Origin of the sequence: Nocardia sp. JMUB6875 (genome assembly GCF_041154655.1) — a bacterium.
Lineage (GTDB): Bacteria > Actinomycetota > Actinomycetes > Mycobacteriales > Mycobacteriaceae > Nocardia.
Genome location: NZ_BAAFGR010000009.1, coordinates 48,014 through 65,746, shown reverse-complemented (window position 1 = coordinate 65,746; position 17,733 = coordinate 48,014). Strand labels below are relative to the sequence as shown.

14 protein-coding genes are annotated in these 17,733 nt (G+C 68.4%); 4 read left to right on the top strand and 10 right to left on the bottom strand.

The window, feature by feature from the left end:
* Positions 1–212: 212 nt before the first annotated feature.
* The 5 genes from ACAM49_RS04100 to ACAM49_RS04080 form a co-directional block, all read right to left on the bottom strand.
* Complete coding sequence (locus ACAM49_RS04100; protein ID WP_369634099.1) at positions 213–1,856, bottom strand: ATP-binding cassette domain-containing protein; 1,644 nt, start codon at positions 1,854–1,856, stop codon at positions 213–215.
* Positions 1,853–3,619, bottom strand: a complete 1,767-nt coding sequence (gene cydD / locus ACAM49_RS04095; protein ID WP_369634098.1) for a thiol reductant ABC exporter subunit CydD — start codon at positions 3,617–3,619, stop codon at positions 1,853–1,855. Before cydD ends, ACAM49_RS04100 begins: the two co-directional genes overlap by 4 nt.
* 56 nt (positions 3,620–3,675) lie before the next feature.
* Entirely contained in the window at positions 3,676–4,725 is a 1,050-nt protein-coding gene (cydB, locus tag ACAM49_RS04090) for a cytochrome d ubiquinol oxidase subunit II (protein ID WP_040803301.1), read from the bottom strand.
* Between the two features lie 9 nt (positions 4,726–4,734).
* The gene (locus ACAM49_RS04085) at positions 4,735–6,207 is read right to left on the bottom strand and encodes a cytochrome ubiquinol oxidase subunit I (protein ID WP_369634097.1); all 1,473 of its coding nucleotides are present in this window, start codon (positions 6,205–6,207) and stop codon (positions 4,735–4,737) included.
* Positions 6,208–6,381: 174 nt separating this feature from the next.
* Positions 6,382–7,305: an aminodeoxychorismate lyase gene (locus ACAM49_RS04080; protein WP_369634096.1), complete on the bottom strand. Its 924-nt coding sequence runs from the start codon at positions 7,303–7,305 to the stop codon at positions 6,382–6,384.
* 266 nt (positions 7,306–7,571) lie between these two features.
* Between ACAM49_RS04080 and ACAM49_RS04075 the strand changes: the two genes are divergently transcribed.
* From ACAM49_RS04075 to ACAM49_RS04060, 4 genes are all read left to right on the top strand, one after another.
* Entirely contained in the window at positions 7,572–8,687 is a 1,116-nt protein-coding gene (locus ACAM49_RS04075; RefSeq protein WP_369634095.1) for a folate-binding protein YgfZ, read from the top strand.
* Positions 8,684–9,376, top strand: a complete 693-nt coding sequence (locus tag ACAM49_RS04070; protein ID WP_369634094.1) for an MOSC domain-containing protein — start codon at positions 8,684–8,686, stop codon at positions 9,374–9,376. Before ACAM49_RS04075 ends, ACAM49_RS04070 begins: the two co-directional genes overlap by 4 nt.
* A gap of 29 nt (positions 9,377–9,405) precedes the next feature.
* Entirely contained in the window at positions 9,406–10,368 is a 963-nt protein-coding gene (locus ACAM49_RS04065) for an asparaginase (protein WP_369634117.1), read from the top strand.
* A gap of 187 nt (positions 10,369–10,555) precedes the next feature.
* A complete protein-coding gene (locus tag ACAM49_RS04060) occupies positions 10,556–10,768 on the top strand; it encodes a DUF3073 domain-containing protein (protein WP_083913120.1) in 213 nt (70 codons plus the stop codon).
* A gap of 238 nt (positions 10,769–11,006) precedes the next feature.
* Here the strand turns inward: ACAM49_RS04060 and purM are convergent, their stop codons facing one another.
* The 5 genes from purM to ACAM49_RS04035 form a co-directional block, all read right to left on the bottom strand.
* A complete protein-coding gene (gene purM, locus ACAM49_RS04055) occupies positions 11,007–12,086 on the bottom strand; it encodes a phosphoribosylformylglycinamidine cyclo-ligase (RefSeq protein WP_040803287.1) in 1,080 nt (359 codons plus the stop codon).
* Positions 12,087–12,184: 98 nt separating this feature from the next.
* Entirely contained in the window at positions 12,185–13,909 is a 1,725-nt protein-coding gene (locus tag ACAM49_RS04050; protein WP_369634093.1) for an ABC transporter ATP-binding protein, read from the bottom strand.
* Positions 13,902–14,939, bottom strand: a complete 1,038-nt coding sequence (locus tag ACAM49_RS04045; RefSeq protein WP_369634092.1) for an ABC transporter permease — start codon at positions 14,937–14,939, stop codon at positions 13,902–13,904. The genes ACAM49_RS04050 and ACAM49_RS04045 overlap by 8 nt, the downstream gene beginning before the upstream one ends.
* On the bottom strand, positions 14,939–15,949 hold the full coding sequence (locus tag ACAM49_RS04040; protein ID WP_369634116.1) for an ABC transporter permease: 1,011 nt from the start codon (positions 15,947–15,949) through the stop codon (positions 14,939–14,941). The genes ACAM49_RS04045 and ACAM49_RS04040 overlap by 1 nt, the downstream gene beginning before the upstream one ends.
* An 86-nt stretch (positions 15,950–16,035) precedes the next feature.
* Entirely contained in the window at positions 16,036–17,634 is a 1,599-nt protein-coding gene (locus ACAM49_RS04035; protein ID WP_369634091.1) for an ABC transporter substrate-binding protein, read from the bottom strand.
* Positions 17,635–17,733 lie beyond the last annotated feature (99 nt).

Here is a 17,733-nt window from a genome sequence, read left to right as displayed (position 1 = left end):
GCCGGACAGGCCGTAACTCGGGGGCCGGGTGGCTGCCTTGGATTCGCGAGGGCTCGCGCGATCGGAATCCGATTGCAGCGGTAGCGCCTAGCTGGCAGCCACCTCACGCGTCCTAGAAATCATTCTCGAACCACCTCCTTCCTGTGTACCGACGAAGTTAGTCGGAACGGGCAAAGGCGGCAATGTATTTTCTCGGATTGCGAAATCGCAGGTCACGCGGTGGTTGCGGGAATAAGGCGAGTGGTCGTCACGGTTGCGCCCGGCTCGACGTGGACGATGGTGTCGGCCTTGGCGTCCGGCGGCAGCTGATGGGTGACCACTACGACCGTGCGCTCGCGGTCGACCAGGCCGCTCGATTCGTCCAGCAGGCGACGCAGCAGCTCGGCCCCGCCCTCGGCCTCCATGTGCTCGGTCGGCTCGTCCAGCAACAGGACTCGCGCCGGGGACAGCAGCGCGCGGGCCAGCAGGATTCGGCGGCGCTGACCACCGGAGACCGCGGCCGCGCCGCCGACCAGATCGGTTTCGACCCCGTCGGGCAGCGAGTCCAGCCAGGTCCCGGCGCCGACCGCGCGCAGGGCGGATTCGGCCTCGGCGGCGGTGATGTCGCCGCGCGCCACCCGCAGGTTCTCCAGCACGGTGGTGCCGAACAGGTGCGCGTCCTCGGCGAAGAAGGTGACGCCCGGCCGCGGGGTATCGAACAGTCCGGCCCACGCCATGAGCAGAGTGGTCTTGCCCGCGCCGCTGGGCCCGACCACCGCGATGCGGCGGCCCTCCGGCAGCGGCGGGAAAGCCGGTGCGGGATCACCGGATTCGTCGCGCTCGAGCCGGTTCAGGCGATGCAGGGCCGCGCGACCGGTGGTCAGGGCCTGGGCGGCCGCGGGCAGCACCGCGACGGCCTCGAAGGCCGACAGCGGCACCAGCACCAGCACGGTGAACGCCATCGGCGTGATGCCGCCGGGCGGCACGGTCTGGAAGCCCGCGGTGGGAATCGGAGTCCCGCTGCCGTACAGCACGATTCCGATCAGCAGCGCCCCGAGCACGCTGGCCCCGATGGACAGCGGCAGCACCGCCGCCGCCCACGCACCACGCGCCGCCGCCCGATCCTCGGCCGCCACCGCCCGCTGCCCGGCCGCCGTCGCGGTGCCGATCGCCTCGGAAAGCCTGCCCGCGACCCGCAATTCGGGCGCGTGGTCGAGCACGGTGAGCGCCTCCGCGGTGAACTCGGTCCGATCCGCCTTCACCGCCAGCTCGGCCTCCCGCGCCGCCCACGCCGACAGCCACGGCGCGACGATCCCCGAAACCGCCAGCGCCACCGCCAGAATCGCCGCCGCAAGCAGCGAGATGCTCGCCAACAGCCCGACCGCGAGCACCGACAGAATCAACGCCACCGCGATCGGCACGAACGCGCGTACAACGACGGCACCGAGATCGTCGATATCGCTCATCACCCGCCCGAGCAGCTCACCCCGCCGCAAGCGCGTCGGATCCCCTTCCCGGGCTTCGTCTTCCACCCCGCTGCGGCGCGGCCGCCAGATATCCGCGCCCGCGAGCGCCCGATAGGTGGTGGTCCGCGCCGTGCTCATGGCGCGCAGCGCCACATCGTGGGTGGCCAGGCGTTCCAGATATCGACACAGCCCACGCGAGATGCCCAGGGCCCGCACGGTCACCACCGCGATGCTCAGATCCAGCACCGGCGGCATCTGCCAGGCGCGGGCAATCAGCCACGCCGCCAGGGCCGCCAGCCCGAGCCCGCTGCCGAGCGCCAGCACGCCCCACCCCACCGACAGCGCCATCCGCGCCCGTGACAGCTCGAGCAGTTCCCGGATCCGCCGAAAATCGGCCAGTACCGCCCTCATCGCACCGACACCTCCAACTCCGCCGCCGCGGGGACCGGATCCCCCGGCCCAGTTTCGGGTTCGCTCGCGGTCGTGGTCGACCGGACTTCGACGATGTGATCGGCGATGGCCAGGACCGACGGCCGGTGCGCCACCACGACGACCGTCGCCCCGGCGCGGGCGCGGGCGGTCAGGGCCGCGAGCACGGTGGCCTCGCTGTCGTCGTCGAGGTGGGCGGTAGGTTCGTCGAGCAGCAGAATCGAGCGCGGCGCGGCCAGCGTGCGGGTGAGGGCCAGGCGTTGACGCTGGCCCAGCGACAGCCCGATGCCGCCGGCGCCGACGACGGTGTTCCAGCGATGTGGGAGGTCGTCGAGGACGTCATCGAAACCGGTTGCGGCACAGGCTGCCTCGACCTGGTCGGGACCGGCGGGCGGGCCGAGCAGCTCGAGGTTGGCGCGGAGCGTGCCGGGCAGGATGACCGGGCGCTGCGGCAGCCAGGCGATGTGGGACCACCAGTGATCGGGATCAAGATCGGGCACCGGGACGTCGTCCACCAGTACCGCACCCGAATCGGGGGTGAGCAGGCCCAGGATCGCCTGCAGCGCGGTTGATTTGCCGCAGCCGTTGGGGCCGGTGAGGACGGTGATAGCGCCGGGGAGGATGTCCGCCGAGAGGCGGTCGGGGGCGTACCCGTCGCGGGATTTGACGGTCAGGTTTCGGATGTCGATGTGGCCGTGAATGTTTCGGCGTTCAGCCGGGACGGCGTCGGCGGGCTGATCGGTGTCGGGTTCGATGATCGCGAAAGCCCGTTCGGCGGCGGCCATTCCGTCCTGGGCGGCGTGGAAGCGTTCACCGACGGCACGCAGCGGGAGGTAGACCTCCGGGGCGAGGATCAATGCCAGGACGCCCGCGTATAGGCCCATGTGGCCGAAGACCAGGCGCATGCCGATGGAGACGGCGACCAGTGCCACGCACAGGGTCGCCAGCAATTCCAGGACCATCGAGGAGAGGAAGGCCAGGCGCAGGGCGGACATGGTGCGCTTGTGCAGTGCGTCGCCGAGCTCGCGGACGCGGCCCGCCATGCCGCGCGGTGAATCAACCTCGCCCGCAGCGCCGTTCGCGCGGCCGGATTCGCGGCCCAGTGCCCGCAGCGTCGGCATGCCCGCGAAGAGGTCGAGGAGTTGATCCGAGAGCCGGGTGGCCGCCGCCAGGGTGTCGGCGGACTTGCCCTGGGTGAGCAGGCCGATGAGGATCATGAAGATCGGGATCAGGGGCAGGGTGACGAAGATGATCGCGCCGGAGACCCAGTCGTGGACGGCGATGACGGCCAAGACCACCGGCGGCACCAGCGTGGCCAGAATGAGGGCGGGCAGGTAGCCCGCGAGATAGGCGCGCAGGCCGCTCAATCCGGAGCCGACCACGACCGCGAGTTCGGTTCGGCGGCTTTCCAATTCACGGGGCGGCAGTTGAGCCCCCGCTTCGAGCGCGGCCGTCTCGAGTTCCGCGACGACCTGCGCCCCGGCCCGGTGCGCCAGTCGCGACTGCCACCAGGTGGCGGCCACCCGGCACAGCACCGCGACCGCGAAGATCACCAGTTCGACTGTCCAAGAACCGATCCGGCGATGTTCCGGTTCGGTGATGACGCCCGCGAGCACCCGCGCCAGCGCGAGCGCCGCGATCACGATGCACAGCGTGGTTACCAGTGACAGCCCCACACTGACTGCGAGATAGCCGCGGGCGGAGCGGGCGTGCCGCCAGAGCCGCGGGTCCACCGGTCGTGCCATCGTCGTTCTCCTCTACGAAAACGGGCGCACCGTGGTCCGGTGCGCCCGTTTCCCGTTCAGCTCTTGGCGGTTTCCCAGGGCAGCCCGATCGGTGCCGGGATCTGCTCCATGGTGAGCCGTTTCCGGAACACCCAGTACGTCCAGGCCTGGTAGACCAGCACGACGGGGACCAGCGCCACCGCCACCCAGCTCATCACCACCAGCGTGTAGTGGGTCGAGGACGCCGACACCGTGCCGTTACGGCCGTCCACGGTGAGGCTGTACGCGTCATTGATGGTGGAGGGCAGCACATCCGGGAACAGCGACCCGAACAGCAGCACGGTGGCCGCCGCGATGGTGACCGCGGTGCCGGTGAACGCCCAGCCGTCGCGCCCCTGGGTCGCCGCGAAGCCCGCGACCACCAGCCCGATCACGGCCAGCACCAACGGAATCCAGGTCCAGCCCTGCCCGTAGGCCAGCTGGGTCCAGATGCCGAAGACCGCCACCACCACGGCGGTGGGCACGAACAGCAGGCGGATGATCCGCTGGGCGTCGTCGCGCACCTCGTTGCCGGTCTTGAGCGCGATGAACACCGCGCCGTGCAGCAGGAACAGCAGCAGCGTGGTGAGACCGCCGAGCAGCCCGTACGGGTTGAGCAGATCGAACAGATTGCCCTCGATCTGCTTGTGCTCGTTGAGCTTCACGCCGTGCACGATATTGGCGAAGGCCAGGCCCCAGGCGAGCGCCGGGATCCAGGAGCCCAGCCCGATGCCGATATCGCACCAGTTCCGCCACTTCGGATCGTTGATCTTGCCGCGCCATTCGATGGCGCAGGCCCGCGCGATCAGGCCGACCAGGATCAGCAGCAGCGCCAGATAGAACCCGGAGAACAGGCTGGCGTACCACTCCGGGAAGGCCGCGAACATGGCGCCGCCGCCGGTGAGCAGCCACACCTCGTTGCCGTCCCAGACCGGCCCGATGGTGTTGAGCACCACGCGCTTCTTCACCTCGTCGCCGCGCCCGATGATGGGCAGCAGCATGCCGACGCCGAAGTCGAAGCCCTCCAGCACGAAGTAGCCGGTGAACAGGACCGCGATCAGGAGAAACCAGAATTCAGGGAGACTCATCCTCGGCTCCTAGTAGGCGAAGGAAAGCTTCTCGACGGGCTCCCCGGTCATCTTCGGGGCGTCGGCGTCGACGGGCTGTTCGGGTCCGGCGATCACGTAGCGGCGCATCAGGTAGAACCAGCCGATGGCCAGCAGTCCGTACAGCGCCGTGAACACGATCAGCGAGGTGAGGATCGTGCCCGCCGAGACCCCGGACACGCCCTGCTGCACCGTCATTCGGATGTGCTGGTCGCCGGTCGGGTTGGGTGCGACGACCCACGGCTGGCGGCCCATCTCGGTGAAGATCCAGCCGGAGATATTGCCCAGGAACGGCGTGGCGATGGCGATCAGCGACAGCCACGAGAACCAGGTCTGATCCGGGATCCGGCCGCGGCGGGTGACCCAGAATCCGGCCAGCGCCAACAGGATCGAACCGGCCATCCAGGTGATCATGGCGCGGAAGGACCAGTAGGTGACGAACAGGTTGGGCCGGTAGTCGCCGACGCCGTACTTCTCGTTGTAGGACACCTGCAGGTCCTTGACGCCCTGCAGCGTGACGCCGGTGAAGTCACCGGTGGCCAGCCACGGCAGCACGTACGGCACCTCGATGAGGTGGTCGACGCTGTCGCAGTTGTTGTGTGTGCCGACGGTCAGCACCGAGAAGTCCGGATCGGTTTCGGTGTGGCACAACGATTCCGCCGAGGCCATCTTCATGGGCTGCTGCTTGAACATCAGCTTGCCCTGGATGTCACCGGTGAAGATGAGCGCGACCGATGCGATGAGCACCACGTACAGCCCCATGCGCGCGCTCGGCCGCCACATGGTGCGGGCGTCGTCGAGCGCGGCGTCATTGCCCTCGGCCTTGGCCTTGCGGGCATTGCGCACCATCCACCAGCCGCCGATGCCGGCCACGAAAGTGCCCGCGGTGAGGAAGGATCCGGCCACCACGTGCGGGAAGGCGGCCAGGGTGGTGTTGTTGGTGAGCACCGCCCAGATGCTGTGCAGTTCGGCGCGGCCGGTGTTCGGGTTGTACTCCGCGCCGACCGGGTGCTGCATGAACGAGTTGGCGGCGATGATGAAGTACGCCGACGCGTTCACGCCGATGGCGACCAGCCAGATGCACGCCAGGTGCACCTTCTGCGGCAGCTTGGTCCAGCCGAAGATCCACAGGCCCAGGAAGGTCGACTCCATGAAGAAGGCGACCAGCGCCTCCATGGCCAGCGGCGCGCCGAACACGTCGCCGACGAAGCGGGAGTATTCGCTCCAGCCCATGCCGAACTGGAATTCCTGCACGATGCCGGTGGCGACGCCGAGGGCGAAGTTGATCAGGAACAGCTTGCCGAAAAACTTGGTGAGCCGGAGCCAGTGCTCCTTGCCCGTGATCACCCAGGCGGTCTGCATGCCTGCGACCAGCGGTGCGAGGCCGATGGTGAGCGGCACCAGGATGAAGTGATAAACGGTGGTAATTCCGAACTGCCAGCGCGCCAGATCTACGACGCTCATCCGACCTCCCTGCCGATCTACGACATGACGTAGTAACCGACACTACGCCGACCGGTCATCAGATCAACATGTGACGCGCCACAGCACGCCAGGAATTTGCCAGCAGGTGACTCATTGATGGCCGAGGTCACTGGCCCACGCGGACGGATCGGACAAAAGTCCCTTGATTCAGGATCACCAATCCGCGAGGCTGCCCGGCAGCGCGATACCGCGGTTCACCATCTCGGTGATCTCACCCGCGTTGTCCGGAGCCGACATCCGCAGTCCGTCCAGCGAATTGACGCGCGCGGCCAGCGTCACCGAGGACAGCATCCACACCGCGTCGGCGGTGATCAGGTCCGCGATGAACAGCGGCTCGTACTGGCAGACCCAGCCCGCCTTCTCCGCCTGCGCGAACAGCGCGCGCTGCGTGGTGCCGGGCAGCACGCCATTGCGCGCGGGCGGGGTGATCAGCTGATTGTCGCGCTGCACAACGACTGTCGAGCGCGGACCCTCGAGCACCCGATGCTCGGTGCTGGTGAAGATGACGTCGTCCGCGCCCATCCGCTGCGCGAACCGCAGGGCCGACATATTGGTGGCGTAGGACAGGGTTTTCGCACCGAGCAGCAGCCACGGCGCGTTCTGCGCCAGATCGATGGAGATGCCGCGCGAGAGCGTGATCACCGAAACACCTTCGGTGCGCGCCTTTTTCACCCGCTCGGGCACCGCGACCACCAAAACGTAACCGGTAGTGGCGGGTTCGGCTCCGGCGAGGTCCCCACTCTTGTTTGCCGGACGTTCGCTACCGCCGTGATCGCCGTCCCGACCCCGGGTGAGCACCATGCGCAGCGTCCCCTCCCGCTCGCGCCCCCACTCCTCGGCCGCCATCTCCACCGCGAACCGCCAGGCCTCGAGGTCCGGCGCGGGCAGGTCGAGCGCCTCGGCGGAACGCCGTAGTCGCGCCAGATGCAGTTCCAGCGCACACGGCACGCCGTCGCGCACCAGGACGGTCTCGAAGATGCCGTCGCCCCGCAACGCACCGATATCGTCCGCATACAGCAACGGCGCGTTCGGATCCCGGATCGCGCCGTCAAGAGTCACCAGAACCCGTTCCACCATGGGCTCGAGCCTAGGACAAGCGGCCCGTCGGGGTGGCCATACCGAAGCGGCGAGCCCGTCAACCCGGCTGCCACCGCCCGGTAAACCTCCGACCGCGGCCCAAACGCGACAACGGCTCCCGGCGCGGCGACCCACGCCGGTGGCCCCATCACGCCACCCGGCACTGCGGTGACACATCGCCCGCATCCGGCGGTGATTCTCGAATCGACGCAAAGGTCGCGTAGAGGCGGACGAGGCCGCCGGGCGGGTTGGCATAGGGTGGGTATGTGTCCTCCTCGGTTTCGGCCAGTCCGATCTTGCAGGTTCCAGGGGCTGTCGCGGGGCTGCCGGAGTCTCCGGATGCCGCGGTCTCGTGGCATTACGGCGATCCCTTCGGCGAACAGCGCGCGGCAGCACAACAAGTCGCGGTGGTCGATCGCTCCCACCGATTCCTGATCTCCATCACCGGAAAAGAACGGCTGAGCTGGCTGCACACCATTTCCAGCCAGGCCGTCGCCGATCTGCGCGACGGTGAGTCGGCCGAGGATCTGGACCTGGATCTGAACGGCCGGGTGCTCAACCACTTCGTGCTCACCGACCTCGACGGCACGGTCTGGATCGACACCGAGGCGCAGCGCGGAGCGGAGCTGCTGGGCTTCCTGCAGAAGATGGTCTTCTGGGCCGACGCCAAGCCGGTCGAGGCCGACGACCATGCGGTGCTGAGCCTCTTGGGCCCCGGCGTGACCGAACTCACCGAATCCCTCGGTGTCGCAGCCCTTCCCGACACCTACCGCGCGGTCCCGCTGCCCGGCGGCGGCTTCCTGCGCCGCATGCCGTGGCCCACCGCCGACTCCTTCGACCTGATCGTCCCCCGCGACCAGCTGGTCACCTGGTGGACGAAGCTGCACGACGCGGGCGCGGTCGCCGCGGGCATGTGGGCCTTCGAGGCGCTGCGGGTCGCGGCCCTGCGCCCCCGGCTCGGCCTCGACACCGACGAGCGCACCATCCCGCACGAGGTGAACTGGATCGGCGGCCCCGCCGAATACGGTGCGGTGCATCTGAACAAGGGTTGCTATCGCGGCCAGGAGACCGTGGCCCGGGTCCACAATCTCGGCAAGCCGCCCCGCCACCTGGTGCTGCTGCACCTGGACGGCGCCGCGGATTCCCGTCCGGCGACCGGTGATCCGGTGACCGCGGGCGGCCGCGCCGTCGGCGTGCTGGGCACCGTGATCGACCACCACGAGCTCGGCCCCATCGCCCTGGCACTGATCAAGCGCACCATCCCCGCCGACACCGAACTCGTCGCGGGCCCGTGCGCGGCGGCCATCGACGCGGATTCCATGCCCTCCCATGACGAACCGCAGGCCGGCCGGCTCGCCGTCGAGAAGCTGCGCGGTCGATGAGCGCTCTGCCCGGCGGCACCGTGCGCAGCACGCCCGTCGGTACCGTGCTGGCGGTCTGCGTCGTGCACGCCGAACTCGAGGTGCCCGCCAAGTCGTCCAAGGTGGGCCGCACCGCCATCGACAAACGTCCGGTGCCGCACCGGATTCCGGTCCGGACCCTCGGCCTGGACGGCGACCACGTGTGCGACACCAAGAATCACGGCGGCGTGCACCAGGCCGTCTACGCCTACGCCGAGGAGGACGCCCGCCGCTGGGCCGACGAGCTGGGCCGTGAGCTCGGCCCGGGCTGGTTCGGCGAGAACCTGCGCGTCTCCGGCCTTCCCGTCAGCGACGCGGTGCTCGGCGAACGCTGGGCCGTCGGCGACACCCTGCTCGAGGTCTCCGCCCCGCGCGTGCCCTGCTCGACCTTCCAGTGGCGCACCGGCGAGCCGCAGTGGGTGAAACGCTTCACCCTGCAAGCGAATACGGGCGCCTACCTGCGCGTGCTCACCGAGGGCGCGATCGGCGCGGGCGACGAGATCCGCGTGCTGCACACCCCTGCGCACGGCGTCACCGTCCGCGACCTGTTCACCGGCGCGCACCCGGATCGGCTGGAGCTGCTGCTGGAATCCGAGCCGAGCATCTCCGATGACGTGCGCATGCAGATCGACCGCCATCGCCGCCGCCACGCGGGGGCGGCCCGCCCATGACCGATATGACTACCGAAGGGAGCCCCGCTTTGAGCGTCGATCTGGTCGAGGTGGTCCGGTCCGGATTCCGCGAGTGCGTGCACCGCGGTTCGGCGGTGATCCTGCGCCCGGACGGTGAGCCGCTGGTCGAGGTCGGCGCGGTGCACGGCCCGATCTTCCCGCGCTCCACCAACAAGCCCCTGCAGGCACTCACCTTGCTGCGCAATGGTTTCGAACCGGTCGACGAGGCCGAACTGGCCATCTCCACCGCCTCGCACTTCGGCGAGCCCGACCACGTCGAGCTGGTGCAGCGCCTGCTGGATCGCTTCGGATTCACCGAGGACGATCTGGAGTGCCCGCCGGATCTGCCGTTCGAGGAGCAGGCCCGCGCCCAGGTGCTGGCCGGCGCCGATCGCGCCAAGGCCGCCCGCCGGATCTACATGAACTGTTCCGGCAAACATGCCGCCATGCTCGCCACCTGCAAGATCAACGGCTGGCCCAGCCGCGGATACCTGGAGGTCGGCCACCCGCTGCAGCAGGCGGTGCTGGAGACGGTCGCCGATGTGACCGGTGAACCGGAGACCGATCTGGGCATCGACGGCTGCGGCCTGCCCATCGTGCCGGTCTCGCTGGTGAATCTGGCCCGCGCCTACGCGAGCTTCGCGACGGCCGCCGAAGGTACCCCGGAACGCCGTGTCGCGGACGCGATTCGCAGCCATCCGCGAGTGATTTCCGGCACGGACGGACCAGATTTCCGCGTCATGACAGCGACCCCCGGACTGGTCTGCAAGATCGGCGCCGACGGCGTGCACGCCGGTGCGTTGCCGGACGGTTCGGCCTTCGCCTACAAGATCGACGACGGCGCCGACCGCGCGCGACTTCCCCTGACGCTGGCCATTCTCCAGCGTATGGGCATCGAATGGACCGACGAGCACGCCGAGCTGGCCGCCCCCGCGGTGCTCGGCGGAGGGGCCCGGGTGGGCATCATCCGAGCCATTCCCGGCGTGGTTTAGCCGCCGGTCGGCGTGCCTTTCACCGGGCCGGGCAAGCGCCCGCGCCCGGCCCCGCGACGTTTATCCCCCACTCCTGGAAGCGCGACCGCCGGACACACGCTAAAGTGTTCGTCAGGAAGAGTATTAATTCGAACGGGGCCGCCAAACCCACCCCAGGCCGCCCCGCAGTGACGCGAGGGGGTCAGCCATGGGCCGTGGCCGGGCTAAGGCAAAGCAGACCAAGGTTGCACGGGAGCTCAAGTACAGCTCGCCGTCGACCGACTTCTCGAGCCTTCAGCGAGAGCTGTCGGGGAGTCCCTCCGACACACAGCGGAGTGGTGTGCTTTCCGAAGAGCATGACGCGAGCGAATCGTCGTCGCGCTGGGACGACGAAGACAGCTACGACGACTGGCGTCGCTGACTCGGATTTCTACGTACTGCAGGGGGAGCCGGTGGGCTTCCCCTTTAGCACGTCGAATTACGCCGAAGATCATGTGACGCTGAGGGTTCGCCAGCAGCAGCACTAGCGTCCCGTCCTCACCAAGGACGGGACGTTCATTTGTGTCTCCAGGGCACGGGAGTGGCCGCGCCCCAGCATCATTCGGACATACAGAACGGCCCCGGTCACTGCAGAGTGACCGGGGCCGAGTGCTGTGCGGCTAGAAGCGCGGGTGGTCGCCCACGAGGACCGCGCGGGCGGACTCGGCGTCCTTGGCCTTCTTCACCGTGCCGAGGGTCCAGCAGTCGATGTGGCGGGCCGTGAGGACCGCGAGGGCGCGGTCGGCGTCCTCGGGGGCCACGACGGCGACCATGCCGACGCCCATGTTGAAGGTCTTCTCCATCTCGGCGCGCTCGACGCGGCCGCGCTGGGCGATCATCTTGAAGACCGGGGCCGGGTTCCAGGTGCCGCGATCGAGCTCGGCGACCAGGCCGGCCGGGAGCACGCGGGCCAGGTTGGCGGCCAGGCCGCCGCCCGTCACGTGGCAGAAGGTGCGCACATCGGTTTCGGCGATCAGCGCCAGGCAATCCTTGGCGTAGATCTTGGTGGGCTCGAGCAGTTCCTCGCCGAGGGTGCGGCCGAATTCCTCCACGTGCCCGGTGAGGGACATGCGGTCGATGTCGAGCAGCACCTTGCGGGCCAGCGAGTAGCCGTTGGAGTGCAGGCCCGAGGAGCCCATGCCGATGACCACGTCGCCGGGGCGGACGCGGTCCGGGCCGAGCACGGCGTCGGCCTCGACCACGCCGACGCCGGTGGCCGACAGGTCGTAGTCGTCGGCGCCCATCAGGCCCGGGTGCTCGGCGGTCTCGCCGCCGAGCAGCGCGCAGCCCGCGATGACACAGCCCTCGGCGATGCCGGACACGATCTGCGCCACCCGTTCCGGGACCACCTTGCCGACGGCGATGTAGTCCTGCAGGAACAGCGGTTCGGCGCCGCAGACCACCAGGTCGTCGACGACCATGGCGACCAGGTCCAGGCCGACGGTGTCGTGCTTGTCGAGGGCCTGGGCCACGGCGATCTTGGTGCCGACGCCGTCGGTGGAGGCGGCGAGCAGGGGCTCCTTGTAGCCGCCCTTCAATGCGAACAGTCCTGCGAAGCCACCGAGTCCGCCCTGGACCTCGGGGCGGCTGGCCTTCTTCGCCAGGGGTGCGAAGAGCTCGACCGCACGGTCACCGGCTTCGATATCGACACCGGCGGCCGCGTACGACGCACCGGCACCACTGGGGGTCTGTTCAGTCATTGTCGGGGAGAGCTCCAAGCCGAATCGACGGATAGATGCCTGCTCACGCTACCTGAACGCGATAACGACCTTGACACCGCTACGGTGCCGCTGAGGTGTCATAGCGTGCCTGCCTCGGCGAACAGCGCGGCCGTCTCGGTGCGGCGGCGGCGCTGCTCCACCGGATCGGGCACGGGGACGGCGGCCACCAGGCGACGGGTGTACTCCTCGCGCGGTCGGCGAAGAATGTCGTCATTGTCGCCCTGTTCGACGACAGCCCCGTTGCGCAGCACCACGATTCGATCCGCGAGCTGATCCACCACGGCGAGATCGTGACTGATGAACAGGCACGCCCAGCCGCACTCGCGCTGGAGTTCGGCGAACAGCTCGAGCACCTTCGCCTGCACGGAGACGTCCAGGGCGCTGGTCGGTTCGTCGGCCACCAGCAGGTCCGGATTCAGCACCAGGGCGCGCGCGAGACTCACGCGCTGGCGCTGGCCGCCGGAAAGCTCGTGCGGATACCGGTTTTCCACGCCCGCCGGCAGCTGCACGTCGTCGAGCAGGTGGCGGACGCGGTCGCGGGCGGCCGCGCCCTTCGCCTGCTTGTGCACCAGCAGCGGTTCGGCCACGCACTCGCCGATGGTGAGGCGCGGGTTGAGCGAGGTGGCCGGGTCCTGGAAGACGAAGCCGAAGCGGCGGCGCAGCGGCCGCAGCTTGCGTTCGGAGAGTCCGGCGATATCGGTGCCGAGCACCCGCACGCTGCCCGCGGTGGGGCGTTGCAGGGCGGCCACGCAGCGGCCGATGGTGGACTTGCCGGAACCGGATTCGCCGACCAGGCCGAGGGTTTCGCCGCGGCGCAGGGTCAGGGTCACCTCGTCGACCGCCCGGAACGACGGGCGGCCCAGCGGGGCCGGGAACTCGACGACCAGATTCGAGACCTCGAGCACGGTCTCGGCGTCGGCCGGGATGGGCTCGCGGACAATGGTTTTCGCCAGTGCCGCACCGGCGACGGAGGCACTGTCGGACTCCTCGCCCGCTTCCCAGTTGTCCGGCAGCACATGCAGTTTCGGCACGGCCGCCAGCAGCGCCCGGGTGTACTCGTGTTGCGGGTCGGCGAAGAGCTGGTCGACCTTGGCCTCTTCGACGATGCGGCCCTCGCGCATCACCACCACGCGATCGGCGAGGTCGGCGACGACGCCCATATTGTGGGTGATGAGGACGATGGCCGCGCCGATCCGATCACGCAGATCCCGCAGCAGTTCCAGGATTTCGGCCTGCACGGTCACGTCGAGCGCGGTGGTCGGCTCGTCGGCGATGATCACCTTGGGCTCGCAGGCGATGGCGATGGCGATCACCACGCGCTGCTTCTGCCCGCCGGAGAGCTGGTGCGGGTAGTAGTCCACCCGCGCCTCCGGATCGGGCAGCCCGACAGCGCGCAGCAGCTCGATCGCCTTGGCGCGCGCCTCTTTTCGCTTCATGCCCGAATGCGCGCGCAGCGCCTCGGAGATCTGGAAGCCGACGGTGAACAGCGGGTCCAGGGCCGCGCCGGGCTCCTGGAAGACCATCGAGACGGCCCCGCCGCGCAGGGCGGTGAGTTCCTTGGAGCTCATCTTGGTGACGGCCTTGGTGCCCAGCACGACCGCGCCGCTCACGCTGGCGGTGGGCGGCAGCAGCCCCATGGCGGTGCGGGAGCTCACCGATTTGCCGGAGCCGGATTCGCCGACCACGGCCAGGACCTCACCCGGATACACCTGGTAGGACACGTCGTTCACGGCCGTGACCGATCCGGCGTCGGTGGCGAAGCAGACGGTGAGGCCCTCGAAGGACAGGACGGGTTCAGGCATCGTCTGCCTCCTTGGCGGTCTCGGTGACGGCAGCGGCACCGGCGGTCTCGGCGGCGGCGCTGTCGGGCGCGGGTGCGGTCGCGGCGCGGCGGGTGCGCAGCAGCGGGTTGAGCACCTCGTTGAGGCTCTCGCCGACCAGCGTCATGCCCAGCACCACGAGCACGATGGCCACACCCGGCCACACGCCCGTCCACCAGATGCCGTTGGAGACATCGGAAAGCGCCTTGTTGAGGTCGTAGCCCCATTCGGCGGCCTGCGTCGGCTCGATGCCGAAGCCGAGGAAGCCCAGACCCGCCAGGGTCAGAATGGCCTCCGCGCCATTGAGCGTGATGAGCACCGGCAGCGACTGCGTCACGTTGGCCAGGATGTGCCGGTACAGGATTCGCACCGTGGACGCGCCGGTGACCCGCGCGGCGTCCACGTACGGTTCCTGCTTCACCGAGATGGTGGCATTGCGCACCACCCGGAAGTATTGCGGCACAAAAATAACGGTGATCGCGATGGCCGCGGACAGGATGCCGCCGAAGCTCGACGACTGCCCGCCCGACACCACGATCGACACCACGATGGCCAGCAGCAGCGACGGGAATGCGTACATGGCGTCCATGAACAGCACCAGGACGCGGTCCACCCAGCGCCCGAGGTACCCGGACACCAGACCCAGCGGCACACCCACGAACAGCGACAGCACCAGCGATACCGCGATCACCGAAAGTGCCGTCCGCGCACCGAAGATGACGCGGGAGAACACATCCTCGCCGCGCACCGAGGTGCCGAACCAGTGCGCCGCCGAGGGCGCCTGCTGGCGTGCGAATTCCACGCCGTCGGCGGTGCTCTGCGCGAAGCCGTAGGGCGCGATCAGGGGCGCGAAGATGGCGACCAGGATGAATCCCGCGACCAGTCCGAGCCCGAGCAGCAGCGTGAACCGCTGCAGCCCGGAGGTCATGCGCACCAGGGCCATTCCGGGAATCCGGAACTTGGCCCGGGTGGGCGGGACGGTGACCTCGACACCCGTTTCGATGACCGTCATCAGAACCTCACCCTCGGGTCGATCATGGCCACGATCAGGTCCACCAGGAAGCTCATGACCGCCACCACGATGGCGATGAACGCGACGATGCCCTGCACCGCCACGAAGTCACGCGCCTGCAGGTAGGAGGCGAGCTGGTAGCCCAATCCCTTCCATTCGAAGGTGGTTTCGGTGAGCACCGCGCCACCCAGCATCATGGCGATCTGCATGCCCATCACGGTCACCACCGGGATCAGGGCGTTGCGGAAGGCGTGCCGCCCGGTGACGACGCGATCGGAGAGACCGCGCGCGCGAGCGGCGTCGACGTAACCCGAGCGCAGGGTCTGGATCAGGTTGATCCGCACCAGCCGCAGGAACACGCCCGCGGTCAGCAGGCCCAGCGCGATCGCGGGCAGCACAGCGTGTTTCAGCACGTCGACCATGTAGGAGGTATCCCCGTAGAGGATGGCGTCGACGATCATGATGTTGGTCTTCGGCGACACGTGCTGCAACTGCAGTTCCACATTGGTGCTGGCCCGTCCGGCAACGGGCAGCCACCCCAGCTTCACCGAGAAGATCAGTTTCAGCAGCAGGCCGACGAAGAACACCGGCGCGGCGTACACCAGGATGGCGAACAGCCGCAGGCTCACATCACGGGCCGAATCCCGTTTGGTGGCCGCGTATCTGCCCAGCGGCACGCCGACCGCGAAGGCCACGATGAGCGACCAGAAGACCAGCTCCAGGGTGGCCGCGCCATAGGTGACGATGACGTCGCTGATGGCCCGATTGTCCTGGGAGCGGCCGAAATCGCCCTTCAGCAGCCCGGACAGGTACTCCCAGTACTGGGTGAGGATGGGCCGGTTGAGCCCGGCCGCCTCCTTGCGCTCCTGGATCTGCTGCGGGCTCAGGCGACCGCCCATGGCCGCGCTGATCGGGTCGCCGATCACGCGCATCAGGAAGAACACCAGCGTGACCAGGATCCAGGTGGTCGGGATGATGAGCAGCGCTCGCACCCCCAGGTAACGCAGCAGCGCACTGTAGCGGGAATTGCTGCCGCGCGATCGCTTTCCCGCGGGGCGGGCCGGATCGACCGGCCCGCCCACCTTCTCGATGGCGGTCACTTGCTCAGCACACCGAAGCGGAACTTGAAGGTCGGGTCGAGGGTGTCGGCGACGCCCTGGACGTTCTTGCCCGCGACCGCGATATTGGTTCCGGCCAGCAGCGGCAGCATCGGCAGATGGTCATTGGCCAGCGAGAACTGCACCTGCTTGAGGACAGCGGCGCGCTTGGCCGGATCGGGTTCGGTGGTCTCCGCGGTGAGCAGCGCGTTGATCTGCGGATCCTCGAAGTGGTTCTGCAGCGTGTTGTTCGGTGCGAAGAACGGGGTCAGGTAGTTGTCGGCGTCCGGGAAGTCCGGGAACCAGCCGAACTGGTAGAGCGGGTAGGAGTCCTTCACCCGTTCATCCTGATACGAAACCCATTCGGTGGACTGCAGATTCACCTTGAACAGCCCGGTGGCCTCGAGCTGGTTCTTGATGGCCGCGTACTCCTCGGAGCTGGAGCCGCCGTAGTGATCCGAGTTGTACTGCAGGTTCAGCGTGACGGGCGCGGCGACACCGGCGTCGGAGAGGAACTTGGCGGCCGCGTCCTTGTTCGGCTTGGCCCCGTAGATCTCCTTGTACGGTTCGGTCGCGCCGGTCGCGCCGGGCACCACCGACGAGTACGCGGGCTTGTAGGTGCCCTTGTACACGTTGGTCGCCAGGGCGTCGCGGTCGACGCTGCTGGCGATCGCCTTGCGCACGGCCAGCTTCTGGGCCGGGGTGCCGCCGGGCATGGCGTTCAGGTTGAAGACGATGTAGCGCAGCTCGCCACCGGGCCCCTCATGCACGGTGACCTTGCTGTCGTTACGCAGCGAATCGATGTCGGTGGGGCTCAGGCTCCGGTAGGCGACATCGACATTGCCGTTCTGCACATCGAGCTTCAGGTTGGCCATCTCGGCGTAGTACTTCACCGAGACGCCGTCGTTCTTGGGCTTGCCGAACAGGCCGTTGTAGTCCGGGTTGGCCTTGTAGTCGACGAGCTTGTTCTTCTCGTAGCTGGAGATGGTGTACGGCCCCGAGAAGGCCTTGGTCTTGACCACGTCCTCATCGCTGAGAACCTTGTCGGCCGGGAAGCTCTTCTCGTCGATGATGATTCCGGCCTGGCTGGGCAGCACCGATGCGAAGGTCTGATCGTTGGCGACCTTGAGCGTGAAGTTCACGGTCTTGTCGTCGACGGCGTCGGTGTGGTCCAGATTGCCCAGCAGCGAGGCGGGACCGTTGGGGTCGTTGATCTTCAGGATGCGGTCGAAGGAGAACTTCACGCTCTTGGCGGTGAGCGGGTTCCCGTTCGCGAATTTCAGGCCGGGCTTGACCGTGCAGCTGTAGACCGTCGGCGAGCTGAACCCGCACTTCTCGGCGGCGTCCGGCTCGGGGACGGACTTGCCCGGCGCGAAGTTCAGCAGGGTCTGATAGATCTGCGTCTCGGCCTGCAGCGAGCCGTTGTCATAGGCGAGGGCGGGATCCAGGGAGAAGATCTTGTCCGTGGTGCCGACGGTGATGCCCGCGCCACTTCCTCCGTCCCCGGTGCGTCCAGACCCGCAGCCCGCGGCCACGAGTGCGATGCCTGCCATGCCGACCGCGGCGAAGGTCCTCGCCCGGTTCGTCTTCGAACCCATAGTGCTCAACTCTCGAACTTCGGGCGGTGGAAGTCCGGATCGCGGACATCACACCGCCACAGCTTGATGTGTCTCGGCGCACCGTAGTAACGGTTTGTT